This window comes from Actinomadura hibisca NBRC 15177, from assembly GCF_001552635.1.
GTDB classification, from domain to species: domain Bacteria; phylum Actinomycetota; class Actinomycetes; order Streptosporangiales; family Streptosporangiaceae; genus Spirillospora; species Spirillospora hibisca.
Map to the genome: position 1 here is coordinate 1 of NZ_BCRO01000137.1, position 20,743 is coordinate 20,743.

General features: G+C 71.0%; 17 protein-coding genes and 1 pseudogene. 9 read left to right on the plus strand and 9 right to left on the minus strand.

Annotated features, from left to right (window positions below):
• Positions 1–110: 110 nt before the first annotated feature.
• Entirely contained in the window at positions 111–296 is a 186-nt protein-coding gene (locus AH6_RS40880; protein WP_067491643.1) for a DUF397 domain-containing protein, read from the minus strand.
• Positions 293–1,069: a helix-turn-helix domain-containing protein gene (locus AH6_RS40885; RefSeq protein WP_067491645.1), complete on the minus strand. Its 777-nt coding sequence runs from the start codon at positions 1,067–1,069 to the stop codon at positions 293–295. Before AH6_RS40885 ends, AH6_RS40880 begins: the two co-directional genes overlap by 4 nt.
• Positions 1,070–1,320: 251 nt before the next feature.
• Here AH6_RS40885 and AH6_RS40890 point away from each other — a divergent pair, with 251 nt between their 5' ends.
• The 5 genes from AH6_RS40890 to AH6_RS46905 all read left to right on the plus strand — a co-directional run bounded on the left by AH6_RS40890 (position 1,321) and on the right by AH6_RS46905 (position 8,523).
• On the plus strand, positions 1,321–1,614 hold the full coding sequence (locus AH6_RS40890) for a hypothetical protein (protein ID WP_067491647.1): 294 nt from the start codon (positions 1,321–1,323) through the stop codon (positions 1,612–1,614).
• A gap of 697 nt (positions 1,615–2,311) precedes the next feature.
• Positions 2,312–3,136 carry a radical SAM/SPASM domain-containing protein gene (locus AH6_RS40895; protein WP_067491649.1) on the plus strand — a complete coding sequence of 275 codons (825 nt, stop codon included), beginning with the start codon at positions 2,312–2,314 and terminating at the stop codon, positions 3,134–3,136.
• 11 nt (positions 3,137–3,147) lie between these two features.
• Positions 3,148–3,933: a protein kinase family protein gene (locus AH6_RS40900; protein WP_067491651.1), complete on the plus strand. Its 786-nt coding sequence runs from the start codon at positions 3,148–3,150 to the stop codon at positions 3,931–3,933.
• A 569-nt stretch (positions 3,934–4,502) separates the two neighbouring features.
• The gene (locus tag AH6_RS40905; protein WP_067491653.1) at positions 4,503–5,549 is read left to right on the plus strand and encodes a CaiB/BaiF CoA transferase family protein; all 1,047 of its coding nucleotides are present in this window, start codon (positions 4,503–4,505) and stop codon (positions 5,547–5,549) included.
• Positions 5,550–5,592: 43 nt separating this feature from the next.
• The gene (locus AH6_RS46905) at positions 5,593–8,523 is read left to right on the plus strand and encodes an ATP-binding protein (RefSeq protein WP_067491655.1); all 2,931 of its coding nucleotides are present in this window, start codon (positions 5,593–5,595) and stop codon (positions 8,521–8,523) included.
• An 848-nt stretch (positions 8,524–9,371) separates the two neighbouring features.
• On the opposite strand, the gene AH6_RS40915 is transcribed toward AH6_RS46905, so the two are convergent.
• The 3 genes from AH6_RS40915 to AH6_RS40925 all read right to left on the minus strand — a co-directional run bounded on the left by AH6_RS40915 (position 9,372) and on the right by AH6_RS40925 (position 13,376).
• Positions 9,372–10,169, minus strand: a complete 798-nt coding sequence (locus tag AH6_RS40915; protein ID WP_245679702.1) for a class I SAM-dependent methyltransferase — start codon at positions 10,167–10,169, stop codon at positions 9,372–9,374.
• A gap of 271 nt (positions 10,170–10,440) precedes the next feature.
• Positions 10,441–11,316, minus strand: a complete 876-nt coding sequence (locus AH6_RS40920; RefSeq protein ID WP_067491659.1) for a lipoate--protein ligase family protein — start codon at positions 11,314–11,316, stop codon at positions 10,441–10,443.
• A gap of 71 nt (positions 11,317–11,387) precedes the next feature.
• Positions 11,388–13,376, minus strand: a complete 1,989-nt coding sequence (locus AH6_RS40925) for an acyl-CoA dehydrogenase family protein (protein WP_067491661.1) — start codon at positions 13,374–13,376, stop codon at positions 11,388–11,390.
• 266 nt (positions 13,377–13,642) lie between these two features.
• Here AH6_RS40925 and AH6_RS46400 point away from each other — a divergent pair.
• Together AH6_RS46400 and AH6_RS46405 are read left to right on the plus strand one after the other, a co-directional pair.
• A pseudogene (locus AH6_RS46400) lies at positions 13,643–13,708 on the plus strand (hypothetical protein); the annotation flags it as partial.
• Between the two features lie 175 nt (positions 13,709–13,883).
• The gene (locus AH6_RS46405) at positions 13,884–14,348 is read left to right on the plus strand and encodes an IclR family transcriptional regulator (RefSeq protein WP_444978625.1); all 465 of its coding nucleotides are present in this window, start codon (positions 13,884–13,886) and stop codon (positions 14,346–14,348) included.
• A 292-nt stretch (positions 14,349–14,640) separates the two neighbouring features.
• Here AH6_RS46405 and AH6_RS40935 read toward each other — a convergent pair whose 3' ends face one another.
• The 4 genes from AH6_RS40935 to AH6_RS40950 form a co-directional block, all read right to left on the minus strand.
• On the minus strand, positions 14,641–15,435 hold the full coding sequence (locus AH6_RS40935) for an enoyl-CoA hydratase/isomerase family protein (RefSeq protein WP_067491663.1): 795 nt from the start codon (positions 15,433–15,435) through the stop codon (positions 14,641–14,643).
• Positions 15,436–15,503: 68 nt separating this feature from the next.
• Complete coding sequence (locus AH6_RS40940) at positions 15,504–16,637, minus strand: acetyl-CoA C-acetyltransferase (RefSeq protein WP_067491665.1); 1,134 nt, start codon at positions 16,635–16,637, stop codon at positions 15,504–15,506.
• Between the two features lie 110 nt (positions 16,638–16,747).
• On the minus strand, positions 16,748–18,772 hold the full coding sequence (locus AH6_RS40945; RefSeq protein ID WP_067491667.1) for an MFS transporter: 2,025 nt from the start codon (positions 18,770–18,772) through the stop codon (positions 16,748–16,750).
• Between the two features lie 56 nt (positions 18,773–18,828).
• A complete protein-coding gene (locus tag AH6_RS40950; protein ID WP_067491669.1) occupies positions 18,829–19,230 on the minus strand; it encodes a hypothetical protein in 402 nt (133 codons plus the stop codon).
• A gap of 84 nt (positions 19,231–19,314) precedes the next feature.
• On the opposite strand from AH6_RS40950, the gene AH6_RS44950 reads away from it, so the two are divergent.
• Positions 19,315–19,473 (plus strand): hypothetical protein, encoded by a 159-nt coding sequence (locus AH6_RS44950; protein WP_169807980.1) that lies wholly within the window; start codon positions 19,315–19,317, stop codon positions 19,471–19,473.
• Between the two features lie 154 nt (positions 19,474–19,627).
• Complete coding sequence (locus AH6_RS40955; RefSeq protein ID WP_067491671.1) at positions 19,628–20,437, plus strand: class I SAM-dependent methyltransferase; 810 nt, start codon at positions 19,628–19,630, stop codon at positions 20,435–20,437.
• Positions 20,438–20,743: the final 306 nt, after the last annotated feature.

Sequence of the window (20,743 nt, forward strand, 5' to 3'; positions counted from 1 at the left end):
CAGGGCGTCAACGTCATCAAGGTCGAACCACCCGGCGGGAATCCCGCCAGAGGGCACTGACAACCAGCAAAAGACCCCCTCCTGGGAGGGGGTCTACGACACTCGCGGGTTCAGAGGCTGAAATCGCCGACCTTGATGAGGCCAACGAGCATCGCCAGTTCGCTCTTGGGAACAGACAGGTGCCCCCCAGGGGCCTTGCTGTCCCGGATACCGATCATGTCTCCGATGGATGCAAGTTCCACGCAGTCCGAGTTGTCAGTGCCGTGGCTGTAGCTCGACTTACGCCAGTTGATCATTTAAGCGACTCCATGATTCGTCTCAGAAGGTCTCGCGATGCCTCACGGGTGAGCGCGTCTGCGCTGATCACTTCAAACCGCTCGGCCATCCGTTCGACCTCCACGGGGTCCGTCGTCAGTCTCCCACCCGCGGCGGCCTCCGTGTATGTGAGGGATTCCTTGCCGACCCGCAGCACCTTGAAAGCCCCTCGAAGCCCTATGTGGTAGCCCAAGGAGCGAGGGACGATCCTGATGGTGATCTTGGGACGCTCAGACAGCTCCAGCAGCCGTTCAAGCTGCTCACGCATCACCTCGGGCCCGCCGACCAAACGTTCTATCACGTCTTGTTCCAGTAGGACCCATAGACGTGGACTGTCCGGCCTGGTCAAGGCTTCCTGCCTGGCCATGCGCGCACGGACAGCTCTCTCGGGGTCCTCGGACTCTCCGCCAAGGGTGAAGACCGTGCGAGCGTAAGCCTCGGTCTGCAGCAGGCCGGGGATGACCTGGCACTCGTACAGGTGGATGACGTTGGACTTCGACTCCAGCTCGACGTGCGCTCCGAACCAATCGGGCTCGTGAGCAGACAAGGCGTAGTGCAGCAGGATCTGGATCAGCTCGCCCGTGCCGTACAGCGCGTCGAGGGCCTTGGCGTGTTCTTGTGCGGGGCGGCGGTAGCCCGACTCCCAGTTGGAGACAAGCTGTCGCGCGACTCCCACCCGCTCGCCGACATAAGCACAGGTGTATCCGTGCTCGGTGCGAAGAAAATGCAGGTAGACGGCCAGAAAGTGCTTCATTGACGAGCGTGGATCAAGTTGCTCTCTGACTGGCATACGACACCTTCCGTAAGATGATCTTGTATGCGATGTATGCGCATCCATAGCCAGTGAAGCATCCATCTTGCAGTCTGGGAGGCAGATCGACCGATTCTGATCGGCGATCACTCCGCCCCTCCGGGCGTGTGGTGTCCGTGTCTCTCACGGGGTCCGCGCTGCACGTCCGGAGGCGTACTCACCGTCGGGGGGATCGCAGAAGGAGAGTCCAGTCCATGGCCGACAACACGACCGACCGCAAGCCGGACTTCATCGACGCGGAAGACCCCCTGCCTGGTGGAGTCGAAGACACCTGGCGGTGGGCTATGCCGTACATACGGCTGGCGGACGGTAAGTGGGTGTGCCACACCCGGCGCCCGCTGAGTCTGGCCGAGATCTACTACGGCCTCCAGCCGAGCGTGGAGGCCGTCACGAAGGCGGAACTGGAGCCGCTCGTGGAGGAGGACGCGAAGTACCTCAAGTACCGCGAGGAGCGCGTCCCGAGGAGCGACCACAGGGGTACGTGGTGAGCGGGATGAGTGGAGTCATCACGAGCGCGTTCATCCAGATAACTGTGGTTGCAGTCGCCTGCCTGGTCGTTGGCTGGCTCCTCGGGTTCCTGATGCGCCCGCTCTTTGAGCGCCAGCACCGAGGCTCCCACGCACGGAGGCGCGTCAGCCCGCCTTCCCGCCGTTCTTCACCAGCACCGACCCGTCCGGCCGCAACTCCAGCCGGGAAGCGCCCCCTCCCGCCAGGCGTCGAGCCGTGGCAAGGGCCTTGGGATGCACCCGGACGATGGTGACCGGCGGAGGAGCAGGCCGCCGTCGTCCTCTGGGTTTGAACTTCGCGACCCCTGCGACATTCCCAGTGATCCGGACATTCTCTTCCACTGTGGCCATGATCAACATCCTGAGGATGATCTTAACCACGAGAGGACAAAGCACACCTCATGTGACCCATGCCCCTCCGGGCGGGTAACGGCTTGGTCGCTGGCTCGCCCGGAGGCCCCAACCTCTGACTGGGTTGCCATCCCTTTGGCTCTCGGACCCGGTCAGGGAGACAGCTTCCCCACTACGAAAGGAGATGCCCTTGATCAAGTTCTCGTAGTTCCTGATTCGGACCGGGCGGGCACGTTGGCAACGGCAGCGGACGTGCCCGCCATCCGGGGGATCAAGCGCGGCAACCAGCCGCGCCCGATGGCTCTAGGAGGAGCCAGTGTCAATAGCCATGGTTGAGCGGCTGTCCCTGGACGTGACCAAGCGATGCCAGCTCAAGTGCGAGCCCTGCTACAACGACTCCGGTCCCCGTGGTGACCACGGGGACATGACCCTGGACGACTGGAAGCGCGTTCTACGTGAGGCCCACGGCGCGGGCATCCGCAAGGTTCAGGGGATCGGTGGCGAGATCACCCTGTTCCCCCACGGGCGCGAGGTGATCTTCTACGCCCTCTCGCTGGGGATGGAGGTCGAGGTCTTCTCCAACCTCGTCCACGTCTCGTCGGCGTGGTGGGAGCTGTTCCAGCTCCCCCAGGTCACCGTGGCGACCTCGTACTACTCCAGCGATCCCGACGCCCACAACCGCGTGACCGGACGCGCAAGCCACGCCCGCACGCGCGACAACATCATCCGGGCCGTCCAGCTCGGCGTCCCCATCCGTGTGGGGATCGTGCAGCACCACGAGGACCAGGACGTCAAGGCCGCCGCGCAGGAGCTGGCGGACCTGGGCGTCGCGGACATCAGGGTGGACCAAACCCGCTCCCTCGGCCGGGCCGCCAGCGACCACGAGTCGTCGGCGGCGGACCTGTGCGGCAACTGCGGCGTCGGCAAGGCGTCCATCGACCCGTTCGGCAACGTGTCGCCGTGCCCGATGGCGGCGGGCTTCCTGCGCGTCGGCAACGTGCTCACCGCACCACTGGGTGAGATCCTGAACGGCGAGGAGATGTCCGCCGCCCGCGCCGAGATCCTGGCCGCACCGCGCAACAGCGACGGCTGCGACCCCGACACCGAGTGCAGCCCGGGTTCTCCGGGCAGCGGCTGCAACCCCAGGAACTAGGAAGGGACGTCATGGAGTCCCGTTTGCCGTCCGGTCTGGAGAAGCTGATCACTTCTCACTCCGGTCACATCCGCCATGTCTCCCCTGCGGGCGGACACATGTCGGACCACACCGTCTTCATCGAGAGTGACCGGGGCACCTTCTTCATCAAGGCGATGCAGAACCGGCCCGGCGGTAGACGGGACTCCCTGATGCGCGAGGCGGCCATCAACAAGGCACTCGCAGGAATCGCACCGAAGCTGCGCTTCCAGACGGGCGACACGGACTGGGTGGCGCTGGGGTTCGATTACGTCCGCAGCCGTCACCCCGACATCGGGCCGGGCTCACAAGATCTCGGTCGCGTGATGCTGCTGATCGACCGCATCGGCGGGCTTGTCCCTCCAGCCAGCACCCACGACTGGGTGGAAACTCGCTGGGATGGCTATGCCGATCGCCCGGAGCTGCTACGCGGCAACGCTCTCCTGCACACCGACCTCCATCCCAGCAACATCCTGATAGGTGCTGATCAGACGTGCGTCGTTGACTGGGCCTGGCCGACCAGAGGAGCCGGGTTCATCGACCCTGCCCTCTTCGTCATCCAGTTGATCGCAGCCGGGCATAGCCCGCAGCAAGCCGAGAGCTGGGTGTCGAAGTGCGCCGCCTGGCGGAACGCGTCCCCTGCGGCTCTGCATGAATTCGCTTTGGCCTCGATGCGGATGCAGGCGCGCATGGTCGAACGGTCCCCAGACACCGCGTGGCTACAGGCGATGCTGGATGCATGTCGCCGGTGGTTTGAGTACCGCCACAGCAAGAAGTAGCCCGTCCTAGAGAGACAACACCCCGGCGATGAAAGCAACAAGGCCCCTCGGCCACTTGGCTGGGGGTTGTGCCGTCTAGCGGCTTCCGCCTGTTGGTCTCTGGTATTCCGCTAAGACGTTCCGCGCCCAGCGGCCCGTTGAGGGCAGCGGAGCGTCTCGCGGCAGGACTGCTGGGGTGTCTCAACCCTCGTAGGCGATGCCAAGTCGCTCGGCGAGGTCTGCCAGCACCTCAGCCGGGATCTTGGACGCGCGGGCGGCCTGAGCGTCAGCGTATGCCTCAATGTTGTCGTCCACAGTGACTCCGAGACTCTGAGCTGCGGAAACCTCTACTCCTTTGACAACGGAAGCTCTGCTCCACGGCCCAGACGCGCCGGACGGCAATCTCCACCTGGTCCAGCGCGTCCTGGTAGGGCCGGGCCTCGGCCCCACCGTCCTCGCCAGCGTCACCCGAACTGGACACCCCGTCAACGGCGGGCCTTCTATTTTGACCAAGCGCTCGCTTGACTCCTCACCCCGCGAGGCGGCACCGTGGGGCGGAAGTTGATCGCTTTGGACCTGGAGAGGGACTCATGGCGCTGCTGGACGGACTGCGCGTCCTCGATCTCACGATGTGGCGGCCCGGCCCGTACGCCACCCTGCTCCTCGCCCAGCAGGGCGCCGACGTCATCAAGGTCGAGCCGCCCGGCGGCGAGCCGATGCGCGCCTTCCGCGGCCACTTCGACCCGCTCAACCAGCACAAACGCAGCGTCGAACTGAATCTCAAGGACCCCGCCGACCTCGCCCGCTGCCTGGAGCTGGCCCGCGACGCCGAGGTCTTCGTCGAAGGTTTCCGTCCCGGCGTCGCCGACCGGCTCGGCGTCGGCCATCGCGTCCTGCGCGAGGCCAACCCCGCCCTCGTCTACTGCTCGCTGTCGGGCTACGGCTCCGCAGGCCCCCTCGCCGACGTCCCCGGCCACGACGTCAACTACCGCGCGTACGCCGCCGCCCTCCCGCCCGACGCGCCCCCGCCCACCGCCGACGAGCTGCCGCTCGCCGACATGGCCGCCGCCACCATGGCCGCGTTCGCGATCACCGCCGCCTGCCTGAAGGCCCGCACGACCGGCGAAGGCGAATGGCTCGACCTCGGCATGGCCGACGTCTTGGCTCACTGGACGGGCACCGTCCCGGCCGCCACCCGCCCCGCCGGGGACACCGGCCCGCTCCCCGCCTACGGCATCTACCCCACCGGCGACGGCGGCCGCATCACCCTCGGCGTGGTCTCCGAGGAACGCCTCTGGGCCGCCACCTGCCACGCCCTCGGCCTGTCCGAGCACGCCGCCGTCCCGTTCCTGGAACGCCTGAACCGGGTCAGCGAGCTGGACGGCCAGATCGCCGCCGCCGTCGCCCGCCTCACCCGCGACGAGGCCGTGAAGCTCCTCACCGCCGCCGGAGCCCCCGTCGCCCCCGTGCTCGACCGCGCCGAGATGATGGAGCTGCCGCACTTCCGCGAGCGCGGCGTGCTCCGCGACGGCACCGTCGGCGACGCCGTGCGCGGCACCGTCCACCCGCCCCTGGGCACCGGGCCGGTCGCCGCGCTGGACGAGCACCGCGGCGAGGGCTGGCGTCTCACCCACTGAATATTCATGTCGCTTTGTCGGATCCGGGTGGCATTCTTGAGGCGTGAACGCACGCGTGGTGGGACCCGTCCTGGTCGGGCGCACGGCCGAACTGGGCGAGCTGGCCGCCGCCCTGGCCGCCGCGCCCGGCACCGTGCTGGTCGGCGGCGAGGCCGGGCTCGGCAAGACCCGCCTGATCCGCGAGTTCGCCACCGCCGTCCGCGCGACCGACGGCGCCCGCCTGCTGGTCGGCGGCTGCCTGGAGCTGGGCTCGGACGGCCTGCCGTTCGCGCCGTTCACCACCGTGCTGCGCGGCCTGGTCCGCGACATCGGCATCGACGGCGTGGCGGCGCTGCTGCCGCGCGGCGACGCCGCCGGGCTCGCCCGGCTGCTGCCGGAGTTCGGCGAGCCGGAGAACCCGACCACCACCGGCGAGGAGCGCGCCCGGCTGTTCGAGCTGGTGCTGACGCTGCTGGAACGCCTCGCCGACACCGGCCCGGTCGTCCTGGTCATCGAGGACGCGCACTGGGCCGACCGCTCCACCCGCGATCTGCTGTCGTTCCTCACCCGCAACGTCGGGGCCGCGCCGCTGCTGATCGTGGTCTCCTACCGCGCCGACGAGCTGCACCGCACCCACCCGCTGCGGCCGCTGCTCGCCGAGCTGGCCCGCGTCGACCGGGTGCGGCGGCTGGAGCTCGGCCGCCTCGCCCGCGCCGACGTCGCCGAGCTGGTCACCGGCATCCTCGGCCACCACCCGCCGGTCGGCCTGATCGACCGCGTCTACGCGCGCAGCGAGGGCAACCCGCTGTTCGTCGAGGCGCTGCTCGACAGCGACGGCACCCTCGCCTGCGAGCTGCCCGAGACGTTGCGCGACCTGCTGCTGGCGGGCGTCCAGCGGCTGCCCGAGGAGACCCAGGACGCGCTGCGCGACGCCTCCGGCGGCGGCACCCGCATCGAGCACGCGCTGCTGTCGGCGGTGACGGGCCTGGACGACGCCGCGCTCACCCGCGTGTTGCGGCCCGCCGTCGCCGCCAACGTCCTGGTGGTCGACGGCGACGGCTACGCCTTCCGGCACGCGCTGATCCGCGAGGCGCTGCACGACGACCTGCTGCCCGGCGAGCACACCCGCCTGCACACCCGCTACGCCCAGGCGCTGGAGGAGGACGCCTCCCTGGTGCCGCCCGGCCGCCAGTGGGTCGAGCTGAGCCACCACTGGAACGCCGCGCACGACGCCACCTGGGCGCTGGTCAGCGCGTGGAAGGCGTCGGCCGACCTGCGCAAGGCCACCGCGCACGCCGAGAGCCTCGCCATGTTGTCGCGCGTGCTGGAGCTCTGGGAGCGGGTGCCCGACGCCGCCGAGCTGATCGGCGCCGACCACGTCCGCGTCATCACCAAGGCCGTCACCGCCGCCGAGCAGTGCGGCGAGTACGAGCAGGGCATCAAGTTCGCCACCTCCGGGCTGCGCGAGCTGGACCGCCTCGCCGCCGGGCGGGACGCCCCCGAGCAGGACGTGCGGCGCGCCGTCCTGCTGGAGCACCGCGGCCGCATGGCCTACGACCTGGCCAAGCCCGGCTTCATCGAGGACCTGCGCGAGGCGGTGCGGCTGCTGCCCGCCGAGCCGCCCACCACCCACCGCGCCCGCGCGCTGGTCACCCTGGCCCGCTTCGGGCGGCTGCTGCACGGCTCGGCCGAGGCGGAGACCGCCGCCCGCGAGGCGCTGGCGATCTCGGCCCGGCTGGACGACCCGACCGGCACCGCCTCCGCCAAGCTCGCCATGGCCTGCGTGGACTTCGAGTACCACCTGTCCTACGACGACCAGCACTCCGAGCGGTTCGCGGGGCAGCTGAGCGACGCCTACGCCTCCGCCCTGGCCTCCGACAGCCAGCACCTCCAGATGCAGGCCGCCGTCACCCTGTCGCACTTCCTGGAGGGTTGCGGGCGGCACGAGCAGGCCGTCGAGGCCGCCCGCTCCGGCGTCGAGCAGGCCGAAAGGCTCGGCGTGGGCCGCACCCGGGGCACCTTCCTGTGCATCAACCAGGCCGAGCCGCTGGTGTCGCTGGGCCGCCTGGCCGAGGCCGAGGCCGTGCTGAGCAGCGCCCTGGACCGCGACCCGCCGCTCGCCATCCGCACCTCGCTGTTCGTGCTGGCCGGGGAGGCCGCGCTCACCAGGGGCGACCTGGAGCGGGCCGAGGCGCGGCTCGCCCCGGCCCGTCGCGTCACCTGGCGCAAGACCCAGGACCTGTTCGCGGTGTTGCGGCTGGAGACGCGGCTGCGGCTGGCGCAGGGCAGGCTCGCCGACGCCGTCGCGGCCGTCGAGCCGGTGCTCGACAACCCCGAACTGCCCGACGACAGCCGCTACGCCTGGCCCGTGCTGGCGCTGGGCATGATGGCCTGCGCCGAGCTGAACGGCGAGGCGCTGATCGGCGGCGAGCCCGCGCTGCCCCGCATGGAGGCGCGCGCCGCCAAGATGCGCGTGCTGGGCCCGTTGCAGGAGGCGTGGCGGCTCACCTACGCCGCCGCGCTGGCCCGCGCGCGGGGCCGTCTGGACCGGGCGGCCTGGGACGCGGCGGCGGACGCGTGGCGGTCGCTGGGCCAGCCCGTCAACGAGGCCGAGACGCTGACCTGGGCGGCCTACTGCGCCCTGCACGACGGCGACCGCGACGCCGCCGCCGAGCGGCTGCGCCGCGCCTGCGAGCTGGCCCGAGAGGTGGGCGCGCCGCCGCTGCTGGAACGTGCCGAGGAGCTGATGCGCCGCGCCCGCATCGGCGGCGGCGCGCAGCAGGCGCCGCTCGGCCTGACGCCGCGCGAGGTGGAGGTGCTGCGGCTGGTCGCCGAGGGGCAGAGCAACCGCGACATCGCCGCCGCGCTGTTCATCTCGGCCAAGACGGCGAGCGTGCACGTGTCCAACATCCTGGGCAAGCTCGGCGTCGCCAGCCGAGGCGAGGCGGCCGCGACGGCGCACCGCCTGGGCCTGTTCGAAACCGCCGCGCACTGACGCCCGCCACGCGACGCCCGTCGCATGACGCCCGTCGCATGACGCCTGACGCCTGACGCCTGTCGCATGACGCCTGTCGCATGACGCCTGTCGCTCGCCGCCTGACGCCTGACGTCCGCCGCCCGTCGCCCGTCGCCCGTCGCATGACGCTCGCCGCCTGACGCGTGACGCCTGGCGTCCGCCGCGCGTCACTTGTCTCCTGAAGCCCCGCCGCCCGACGTCTACCGCGTGGCGTCCACCGCCCGCCGCTTGTCGCCCGCCGTCCGCAGCCCGGCGGGGCGTCGCGCCAGGAGGACGCCCCGCCGGAGCCTGACCGGCCGGCGGACCGGCCCTGCCGGTGCGGGACGCGGAGTCCGCGCGCGGCCGGGTGTGGAGCCGGTGACGAGAGCCTCCCCTCCCGGGCCCTCGTCACCGGCTCGTCGGACCACACGGGAACTTCAGTGGCTGGCCTTCCAGGCGCACGGCCCGCGGAGGTACGCGGTACTTCTCCGCTCGGAGAGGCGGCCCGTGTCCCGTCCGGCCATTGCCCAGTCTCGGGGAGCGCGCAGGCCTCGAACATCGGGAGTACTCCCGATAGGAGTACCTAAAACCGGCGCCGCCCCGGCACCCATAGGACGATCTGGGTACGCGACGGCATACCCAGCTTGCGCGGAACGCGCCCCGCGGCGGGAGCGGTGTGCGCAAGCGCGGACGGACCGCCGCCCGGACACCTCGTGATGCTACTCCGCCCGGTGACGTTTGGATACGGCTCCGTCACGCAGAGCATCGATCGTCGGAAACGACGGCGCGGCCCCCGCCCTGGAACAGGACGGGGGCCGCGATGCGCGCGGGTGCCGGTGCCCGGCGCGTCAGCCCTTGGGGACGCGCGCCACGCACAGGACGGTCTGGCCAAACGGCGGGCGCACCAGGCGCTCGATCGTCCGGGTCACCGGGATGACCGTGCGGTCGTAGATCTTGACCAGCCGCGGGTCGGGGTAGCCCGCGCCGCCCCGGCGGACCGCGGCCCACCAGGCGATGCCGCCCAGGAAGTTGATCGGCTTGAGCAGCTCGGGCTCCAGGCCCGCCGCGCGCACCGACGCGCCGAGGGTGGCCGGGGTGTAGCGGGTGACGTGGCCGACCTTGCGGTCGAACTCCCCGTACAGCTGCATGTAGCCGGGCACCCAGATGACGATGCGGCCGCCGGGCAGGGTCACGGCGGCGAGGTCGCGCAGGGCCTGCACGTCGTCCTTGATGTGCTCCAGCACGTTCATCATGACGACGGTGTCGACCTTCTGCCGGATGTCGACCTCCGCCGGCAGCTCCAGGTCGATGACCTCGACGTCGTCGTTGTCGGCGTAGCGCTTGCGCAGCTCGCCCACGCAGTACGGGTCGTTGTCGCTCACGGCCAGGTAGTCCAGCCGGCCGGCGAACTGCTCGGAGAAGTGCCCGAGGCCCGAACCGATCTCCAGCAGCGACCGCCCGACGTGCGGGGCGACCATGTCGTACTCGTACTTGCGGTAGTTGCGGGCCTCGTCGCCGCCCAGGTGGTTCTCCAGGGCGCCCTCGCCGGCGGCCGGCTGGACGAGCTCGCCGTCCCCGGCCGTCGGGACCGACGGCCGCTGGGGCTCGGGCCCGCTGCCGAGGAGCTTGAGCAGAGTGCCGGACACGGTTTTCTTCTGACCTGGTGAATGCATACTTCCCGCTCGCTGGTGCGTGTGTCGCCCGCTGGCGTTCAGCTCGGCGTCCGCCGGATCGATGGCCTGCGCGTCGGCTCCGACCGATCTCCGGCGCAAAAGTTCAGATCAGTGTAACCCTCACGCGAGCGACCAGAGCCGGATGCGCGGTGTTCTCCACACCGCCACCGCGCCGACGATTCCCCGGCACGAGGTGATGTCCAGCACATTTACCGGCGGCGGCCAGGCGGGGTGCAGATCCGTTTCAGCCCCTGTTGAGGATGCCGCCGTCGCGGCGGTGCGCCCGCTCCAACGTGCGCCGCGCGCCGCCCCGGCCGGTCAGGTTCCAGGTCACGTCGCCGTAGCGGACGCCGTACAGGTACTCCTGGAGCGCGCGCTCGCGGCCGTCGGGGCGGCGGGCGGCCGCGATGCCGTACACGTCCACGACGGCGCTGAGCACCGCCGCGCGCACCGCGTCCAGCGACGCGTCCAGGCCCAGCGCGGCCAGCGTCCGGCCCTCCTCGCCCGCCAGGTAGCGGCGGCCGAACGGCCCGACCTGCGTCACCCGCACCGCGACATGGGTGAACGCGGCCGTGCGGGTGCGCATCCGGGCGGCCTGGACGATGCCGCCGCCGAGCAGGACGGCCGGGACGCCGAAGCCCGCCAGCGCCTCGAACACCAGTGCGTCGAGGTCGGTCCCGGGGCGAGCGGGTCCGTCGGCCACGCGGCGCACCAGGCTGAACACCAGCCCGCCGGAGTCGAGGTAGGCCGCGCTCCCGCCGCTGGCGCGCCGCACCAGCCGCACGCCGTCGCGGGCGCAGGCCGCCAGGTCGACGGCGCGGGCCACGTTCTGGAACCGGCCGACCACGACGCTCGGGGCGTTCTGCCAGATCCGCAACACCGGCGCCGGCTCCGGACGGCCCGGCCGCGCGGCCGGCGCTCCGGCCGGGACCAGGGCGCCGGGCGGCCGGAACAGCGGGTCGGCGGCGCGCAGCAGCGCCTCGTCCAGCGCCAGGTTCCACGCCGGGTCGCGCGAGTCATCGACGATCACGCTGAGCATGTCGGTCGCCACCTCCCAGGGCGGAGGCGTCGGCCCCGCGCGAAAACCGGCGTCCCCGGACACCACCGGGGTCTCGAACATAGCGGCGCACCGGCACAGATCACAGGCGGGGAGTTTTCAAATAGTGACAGAGCGTGTTCGATTCCTCCCGGTCAGCCGATGGTGCGGTGCACGTCGTCGCCGGTGCTGGGCCCGGGTTCGGCGGCGGAGATCCACGGCCCCGGGATGGACGGGTCGAGCACGCCCTCCTCCAGCCAGGCGAACTCGCCCGCCAGCACGTGCTTGGCCAGCCGGGTGTCGGCGGCGTCGGTGTTGCGCCACAGGGCGTCGAACAGCTCCTCCACGCGTACCCGCGCCTGGCGGCAGAACGCGTCGGCCAGGCGCAGCGCCGACGTTCCGGGCGGCGTCGCGTTCCCACCGGCCAGCGGTTCCCTGCCGTCGTCGCGGGAGTCCGCGTGCGCGCGCACGCAGACGGCGCTCATCGCGTACAGCTCCGCGCCGATGTCCACCATGCGGCCGAGGAAGCCCTGCCGGTACTCCAGGCCGCCCTGCCAGCGGCCCGCCGCGTAGAAGGTGGAGCGGGCCAGCTTGCGGGAGGCGCGCTCGACGTAGCGCAGGTGCCCGGCGAGCGGGCCGAACTCGGTGAAGGAGCCGGGACGCTGGCCGGGGCCGGTGACCAGGGTCGGGAGCCAGCGCGCGTAGAAGCCGCCCGCGCGGGCGGCGGCGCGGGCCTTGTCGCGCGGGGTGGCCTCGGGGTCGATGATGTCGCCCGCCACCGACAGGTGCGCGTCCACCGCCTCGCGCGCGATGAGCAGGTGCATGATCTCGCTGCTGCCCTCGAAGATGCGGTTGATCCTCAGATCGCGCAGGATCTGCTCGGCGGGCACGCCGCGCTCGCCGCGCGCCGCCAGCGACTCGGCGGTCTCGTAACCGCGGCCGCCGCGCACCTGAACCAGTTCATCGGCGACGCGGCAGGCCATCTCCGACGACCAGAGCTTGGCGAGCGCCGCCTCGATGCGGATGTCGTTGCGCTCGTCGTCGGCGAGCTGGCCCGACAGGTCGAGCATGGCCTCCAGCGCGTAGGAGGTCGCGGCGATGAAGGCGATCTTCTTGGCGACGGCCTGGTGCTCGCCGACCGGCCGGCCCCACTGCACCCGCTCGGCCGACCACTCGCGGGCGATCTTCGTGGCCCACTTGGCGGAGGCGGCGCAGATGGCGGGCAGCGACAGGCGGCCGGTGTTGAGGGTGGTCAGCGCGACGCGCAGGCCCGCGCCCTCGGCCGCGATCAGGTTCTCCTTCGGCACCCGGACGTCGTGGAAGCGGGTGACGCCGTTCTCGATGCCGCGCAGGCCCATGAAGGCGTTGCGGTTCTCGACCGTCACGCCCTCGCTCGCCATGTCCACCACGAACGCCGAGATGCCGCCCCGCCGCCCCTCTCCCTTGGGCACGCGGGCCATGACCACGACGAGGTCGGCGACCACGCCGTTGGTGGTCCACAACTTCACGCCGTTGAGGACGTAGTGGTCGCCGTCGGGCACGGCGGTGGAGCGCAGCCGCGCCGGGTCGGAGCCCACGTCCGGCTCGGTGAGCAGGAACGCGGTGACCTGCCGGGCGCAGCGCGGCAACCAGCGGTCCTTCTGCTCCTGCGTGCCGAACACCTTGACCGGCTGCGGCACGCCGATCGACTGGTGCGCCGACAGCAGCGCGCCGAGCGCCGGGCTCACCGACCCGACGACCATCAGCGCGCGGCCGTAGTAGAGCTGGCTGAGCCCGAGCCCGCCGTACCGCTCGGGGATCTTCATGCCGAGCGCGCCCAGCTCGCGCAGCCCCTTGACCACCTCGTCGGGGATGCGGGCCTGGCGCTCGATCACGGCCGGGTCGATGCGGGTGGCGCAGAACTCCCGCAGCCGGGCCAGGAACGCCTCGCCCTTGCGGCGGGCCTCCTCGTCGGGCCGGGGATGGGGGTGCACGAGGTCCAGGCGGAAGTCGCCCAGGAAGAGCTGCTTGCCGAAGCTCGGCAGCCGCCATTCGGTCTCGCGGGCCTCCTCGGCGACCTTGCGGGCGGTGCGCTCGTCGACGGCGGCGCCGGAGTCGTCGGGGACTTGGGCGGGGGGACTGGAGTGCGGGTTCGGCTGGCTCATGCCGGCCTCCTCTGGGGTGGCCTCCGTGTCACCCGCGAAGTTACTCCCCGGTCGCATCCCTGGGGAGGCCCGATCCGGCGGGCCCCGCCGAGGAACTTCGCCGTTGGACTTCGCCGAACCCCCCGCACGCGCGGCCGAGAAATGATCCAATGATTCGAAAGTCGCCAAAGTCCTTGACCCCATGAGGTCAGAGGGGTTCGCTGTGCGTGATGGATGAGACACGGAGACCAACTCTCATCGCCTCCGTGCAGCGTGCGCTGCACCTCATGGAGGTGGTGGCGTCGCATCCCAACGGGGCGCCGGCCAAGCAGCTCGCCCGCGAGGCGCGGCTGCCCCTGGCGACCACCTACCACCTGCTGCGCACGCTGGCCCACGAGGGCTACGCCACGCGCCTGTCCGACGGCGTGTGGGTGCTCGGCGAGCGCCTCCCAGACCCTGCACGGCCAGAGCCGGACCCAGCAACTGCTGGCGCGCATCCGGCCCACCCTCAGCTCGCTGCGCGACGAGCTGGGCGTCGCCTCCTACTTCGGCATGCACGTCGACGACGAGATCCGCATCATCGACATCGCCGACGGCCCGCGCACGCCCCGCGTCGACCTGTGGGTCGGCTTCGACGACGCCGCGCACGCCACCGCGATCGGCAAGTGCATGCTGGCCCAGCTCGACGAGGACCACCGCCGCGACTACCTGTCCCGGCACCCCCTGGTCGACCTCACCCCGCACACCATCACCGAGCCGCGCCGCCTGCTGACCATGCTGAGCACCCCGGCCGGCCTGTCGCTGGACCACGAGGAGTACGCGATCGGCACCGGCTGCGCCGCCGTCCCGGTCACCGACGCGACCGGCACCGTGGTGGGCGCGCTGGCCATCTCCTGCCGCTCCACCAAGCTGCCCAAGATCGAGGCGTCGGTGCACCGCCTGAAGGCGACGGCGGCCCGCATCCAACGCACCCTGAGCCTGACCATCACCTGACGGGGCCGCCGCCCGGAAGGCGACGACCCACACCAGGTCAGCGGCCCTGGAAGTCAGGCTCACGGCACCCCAGAAAACAGGCGCCGCGATGCCCCCGGATCAACGTCCCTGGAAGCCGGGCTTCCGCCGTTCCAGAAAACAGGCGCCGCGATGCCCCCGGATCAACGTCCCTGGAAGCCGGGCTTCCGCCGTTCCAGAAAACAGGCGCCGCGATGCCCCCGGATCAACGTCCCTGGAAGCCGGGCTCCCGGCGTCCCAGAAAACAGGTGCCGTGATGCCCTCTCCCCCGAGATCAGCGGCCCTGGAAGTCAGGCTCCCGGCGCTCCAGGAAGGCCGTGATGCCCTCCCTCGCGTCCTCGGTGGCGGCCAGGCCGACCAGCTCGCCCAGCAGGTGCTCGACCTGGTCCTCCAGCGGCCGCCCCTCGATCGCGAAGAACGCCTCCCGCCCCTTGCGCAGCCCGATCGGGCTCTTGGCGGCGATCGTGCGGGCCAGCGCGTCCACCCGCGCGTCCAGCTCGGCGCGCGGCACGACCTCGGTGACCAGGCCGATCTCGCGGCCCTCGGCGGCGGTGATCCGCTCGCCGGTGTAGTAGAGCCGGAAGGCGTGCTTGGGGGCCACGTTCCGGTTGATGATCGCCATGATCATCATCGGCCAGAGCCCCACGTTGACCTCGGGGGTGGCGAGCTTGACGTCGTCGGCGGCGACCACCAGGTCGCAGGCCGCCGCCAGGCCCAGCCCGCCCGCCACCGCGTGCCCGCCGAGCCGCGCGATGACCGGCTTGCCGATCTTCGGGAAGGCGGTGAACAGCCGGAACGGCCCGCTCTCCCGGATGGCGTCGGCATCGGCCACCGAGCCGCCCGCCTCCTGCTTGGCGCCGAGCCCGCCGAGGTCGGCGCCCGCGCAGAACGCCCGATCCCCGGCCCCGGTCAGCACGATGACGCGCACGCCGTCGTCCTCGCCCGCCCGCGCGAGCGCCGCCAGCAGCTCGTCGATCATCTGGTCGTTGAGCGAGTTGCGCGCCTGCGGCCGGTTCAGCGTGATCCGCGCGACCCGGTCGGCCACCTCGTACAGGATCGTCTCGTCCACGGGACCCCTCCTCGGAAACGACGGCGGGCGGGACCGTGAGTGGTCCCGCCCGCCGATGGCGCCTGCGATCAGACGCGCTCGATGATGGTGGCGTTGGCCTGGCCGCCGCCCTCGCACATCGTCTGGAGGCCGTAGCGGCCGCCGGTGCGCTCCAGCTCGTGCAGGAGCTTGGTCATCAGGATGCCGCCGGTGGCGCCCAGCGGGTGGCCCAGCGCGATCGCGCCGCCGTTGGGGTTGGTCTTCTCCAGCGAGGCGCCGGTGTCGGCCGCCCACGCCATCGGGACCGGCGCGAACGCCTCGTTGACCTCGAAGACGTCGATGTCGTCGATCTTCAGGCCGCTCTTGGCCAGCGCCTTCTCGGTGGCCGGGATCGGGCCGGTCAGCATGTAGACCGGGTCCGAGCCGCAGATGGCCAGCGTGTGGATGCGGGCGCGCGGGGTCAGGTTGTGCTCCTTGACCGCCTTCTCCGAGGCGATCAGCAGCGACGAGGCGCCGATGGAGATCTGCGAGGCGACGGCCGCGGTGATCGCGCCGCCCTCGCGCAGCAGCTTCAGGCCCGCCATCTTCTCCAGCGTGGTGTCGGGGCGGGCGCCCTCGTCCTTGGCCAGCCCGGCGATCGGCGCGATCTCCCGGTCGAAGTAGCCCTTCTCGATGGCGACGCCCGCGCGGCGGTGGCTCTCCAGCGCGAACCTCTCCAGGTCCTCGCGCGAGTAGCCCCACTTCTCGGCCATCAGCTCGGCGCCGCGGAACTGGGAGATCTCCTGCATGCCGTAGCGCTCGGCCCAGCCCTCGCCGTAGGGGAAGTCGAGGCCCTGCACGATGCTGGCGCCCATCGGCACCTTGGCCATCTGCTCGACGCCCGCGGCGACGACCAGGTCCTGGGTGCCCGACAACACGCCCTGCGCGGCGAAGTGGATCGCCTGCTGCGAGGAGCCGCACTGGCGGTCGATGGTCACGCCCGGCACGCCCTCGGGCAGCCCGGCCGACAACCACGCGGTGCGCGCGATGTCCAGCGCCTGCGGGCCGACCTGCATGACACAGCCCATGATCACGTCTTCGACCGCCGCCGGGTCCACCCCGGTGCGGTTGACGAGCTCCTTGAGCACGTGCGCCCCGAGGTCGGCGGGGTGCACGTCCTTCAGGGCGCCCTTCCGGGTGCCGACAGGGGTACGGACCGCGCCGACGATGTACGCCTCGGCCACTACGCCTCCAAAAGCAGGGTTAGGGGGTTCCGTCCCGAAACCGAGTGAGATTCGGTCAGTATGAGGTTACCCCGGCGTAGGCGCAACGCCGCATGTGACGCTGGTCTCGGTCAACCCCGCGTGCGGTGCACCTCCCGGCCTGCGGCGTCGTCGCCCAGCGTGTCGTGGGCGAGCCTGGTCAGCAGCTCGGCCAGCTCCGGGTTCTCCTCGGGCGACCAGCCTTCCAGATGTTCGGCCAGGCCCTCCGCGCGGGCCTGGAAAAGGCGCTCGGCGGCCCGGTCACCGGCCTCGGTGCTGACCAGGTTCCCGTTCTGACGCTCCACGAGACCGTCCTGCACCAGCCGTTCCACGTAGGGACGGCCCTCCTCGACCGAAACCCCGGCGCGTTCGGCCAGCTCGTCACCCGGCACGCTGCGGTCCTGGGCGATCCGGCACAGCGCCCACATGCTGCCCGCGGGCAGGTCCATCCCGGCGAGCCGCCCGAGCCGCGCGTACATCTCCATCGCGCCGGGGTCCTTGCGCATGAGCCGGCTCAGCGCGCGCTCGACCTCGTGCCGCGACGAACGGTAGGACTGGCCGCCGCCGAGGCCCTCGCCGTAGTCGGTCTCCCCGGCCGTGGAGCGCAGCGGCGTCTCCTTCATGAACCAGGTCAGGACGCACGCGACCAGCGCCACCGGGACCGCCCACAGGAACACCGTGTCGATGGCGCTCGAATAGGCGTGCAGGAAGTCGCCGCGCACCTGCGGCGGGAACCGGTCGATGAGATTGGGGTTGCCCTGCACGGCCTCGGGGTTGAAGCCCGCCGGAAGCTCGCCCTTGCGGAGCAGTTCCTCCATGTTGGCGCTCAGCCGGTTGGCGAACACCGACCCGAAGACCGCGACGCCGAACGAGCCGCCGATCTGCCGGAAGAACGTCACGCCCGACGTCGCCGCGCCCAGGTCCTTGTAGGGCACCTGGTTCTGCACCGCGATCACCAGGACCTGCATGACCAGCCCCAGCCCGAAGCCCAGCAGGGCGAAGCGCAGGCTCATCGAGAGCGTGCTGGTGTTCTCGTCCATCTGCGACAGCAGGAACAGCGCCAGCGCGGTGATCGGCGTGCCCACCACCGGATAGAGCTTGTACTTGCCGGTGTGGCTGATGAGCTGGCCCGACCCGATCGACGCCACCAGCATGCCGACCATCATCGGCAGCAGGTGCACGCCCGACATCGTCGGCGTGACGCCGTGCACGACCTGCATGTACAGCGGCAGGAACGTCATCGCGCCGAACATCGCGAACCCGATGACGAACCCGATGGCCGAGCTCAGCGAGAACACCGAGTCCTTGAACAGGTGCAGCGGCATGACCGGCTCGGCGGCGCGCTTCTCGACGTAGATCCACGCCGCGATCAGCACCAGCGCCAGCGCGCCCAGCCCGATGATCTGCGGCGACCCCCACGCGTACTGGTTGCCGCCCCAGGTCGTCATCAGGACCAGCGCGACCGACCAGCCGACGATCAGCAGGATGCCCGCGTAGTCGATCTTGTGTTTGTGCCGCTCGGACGGCGTGTGCAGCACCAGCGCGACCGCGACCAGCGCCAGCAGCCCCACCGGCAGGTTGATGTAGAAGACCCAGTGCCAGGACAGGTTGTCGACGAACCAGCCGCCGAGCAGCGGCCCGCACACGCTCGACACCCCGAACACCGCGCCGAACAGCCCCTGATAGCGCCCGCGCTGCCGGGGCGGCACGACGTCGCCCACGATCGCGACGACCAGCACCATCAGCCCGCCGCCGCCGAGCCCCTGGATGGCCCGGAACACGATGAGCTGGAGCATGTCGCCCGACAGCCCGCACAGCGCCGACCCGACCAGGAAGATGACGATCGACAGCTGGAACAGCCGCTTGCGCCCGTACTGGTCGCCGAGCTTGCCCCACAGCGGCGTGGACGCCGTCGAGGCCAGCAGGTAGGCGGTCACCACCCAGGACAGGTGGTTGAGCCCGCCGAGATCGCTGACGATCGTCGGCAACGCGGTGGACACGATCGTCTGGTCCAGCGCGGCCAGCAACATGGCGAGCATCAGCGCGCCGAGAATGACCGCCAGATTCCTGCCCTGCGGCATGTCCGGAGCGGCTTGTTCACTGGTATGAGCGGCCATCCCGCAGTCTCCCCCCGATGACTACGGAGGGAGGTCTACCCAGCTCGGAACCTTCGCTACCTGCGGAAAAGATCTTTGGCGACCTTGGCCGCGCCCAGCCCCGCCGCACCGCCCGCGACACCGACCGCGCCGGCCGTCACCCACAGCGGCAGCCGCCCCCGGGTCTTCAGCCCGGTGACGGTGTCGAGGGCGTCCACGCCGAAGCCGAGCCGGGCCCACGTTTTGCGGGCCTCGCCCTTGCTGAGCAGGTACCCGGCGCCGAGGGCGATCTCGCGGGCCGCGAACATGCGGGTGACGTAGTCGCGTCCCGCATCGGCCCCGCTGCCCATGCGCATGGCCTTCACGGTCAGGCCGGGAACGGCGAACGCCACCACGCCGAGGGCGACCCGGGAGCGGGCCACGTTGAGCATGACGTCGTCCAGCCGGTCGCGCTTGTTGTCTTCCTTCGCATCTGCCACGTGCGTGAGGTTAGCGGGCGATCCCCGGCGCGGGTAAGGCGGTTAGGCTGAGAGGACGGCTCCTCCCCCCGAACGAAGGCGGCCATGGAAGGGATCATCCTGCTCGTCGTCGTGGCGTTGCTGGCGGCGTTCTGCGTCCGATGGGCCGCGTCACGGATGCGGGTGGCGGCGCCCACCCGGATGGCGGTCATCATCGTCTTCGTGCTGGTGGTGCTGGCACTGTGGGGCCAGAGCCTCAAATAACGAGGCTCCGGCCGAACTTTCTCCCCTCCCCGCGAGTCATAACTGACGAAACCGGCCTCCCCACCCCGCTCTAGATCCTGACCAGGCGCGCTTCCCGGCAGCGTGAGCGGTGTTACCCCGCTTGGCGAGGCCGACGAGCCGAGGGAGAGCAGACGTGCCGCAACCGGCGACGACGATGCGCGAGAACGGCACCATCGCCCCCCACCTGAGGCGGCTGCTGGACTTCGTCGAACCCGTGCCCGAGGACGTCTGCCTGGACGTGGCACGGGGCACAGGGCCCATGCCCGCCGCGCTCACCCCCCAGGTACGCCACGTGGCGGCCGTGGACGCGCTGCCCCCCACCCAGAAACACGACGCCGGCCGAACCTCCACCGTCACCTTCGGCACGGGCCCCGTCCGGATCACCACGGACGTGGACCTGGCACAACCCCAGGGCCCGTTCCGCCCGATGCCCCGCCGAGGCTGCCCGGACACCCCGACAGTGCGCGCCAAGGCAACACGCCTCCCCTACCGCGACAACGCGTTCTCCCTGGTCACAACCCGCTTCTCGCTCTACCACATGGGCGACCCGGACCGGGTGCTGCGCGAGTTGCTGCGCGTCTGCCGCCCCGGCGGCCGCCTGATCATCGCCGACCTGGTGCGCTCGAACCTGTCGGGCCCCGACCGCGACCGCCTGGAACGCCTGCGCGACCCGGACCACCCCGGCACCCCGTCGATCGCGGCCCTGACCGACCTGATCACCTCGGCCGGGGCGAGCATCCGGCGCCTGGACGTGTTCACGGTGGAACGCCCGATCGAGCCGTGGCTGGCGGGCGCCCGCGACCACCGGGCCGCCGACCAGATCCGGGACGAGCTGATAGACGAGGTGGACGGCGGCCCGAAAACGGGCGCGAAGCCGCGCATCATCGGCGGCGAACTGTGGTTCACCCAGTCCTGGGCCCACATAGCCGCCGAGCCGATCTAACGCCGGAAGCCACAGAAGTCGTAGACCCCACCCTTCGGGCGGGCGACGCCCGGATGCGGGGGTTTGGGGGGACGTCCCCCCAAAGAAACACAGCCGCTTTCGCCGAGCACGAGGCACCGACGGTATCTATGGGGGGTCTACACCAGACCGCCCAACCCCAACCCCACGCGGGTTTGTGCGCGAGCCCAACAACCCCAACCCCGCGCGCCGCACCACCACGCCAACCCCGGCCACCGGGGACGGGGGTGCAGGGGGCAGAGCCCCTTGCCTCTTGAAAACCAGCACAGCAGGGCGAAGCCCTACCAA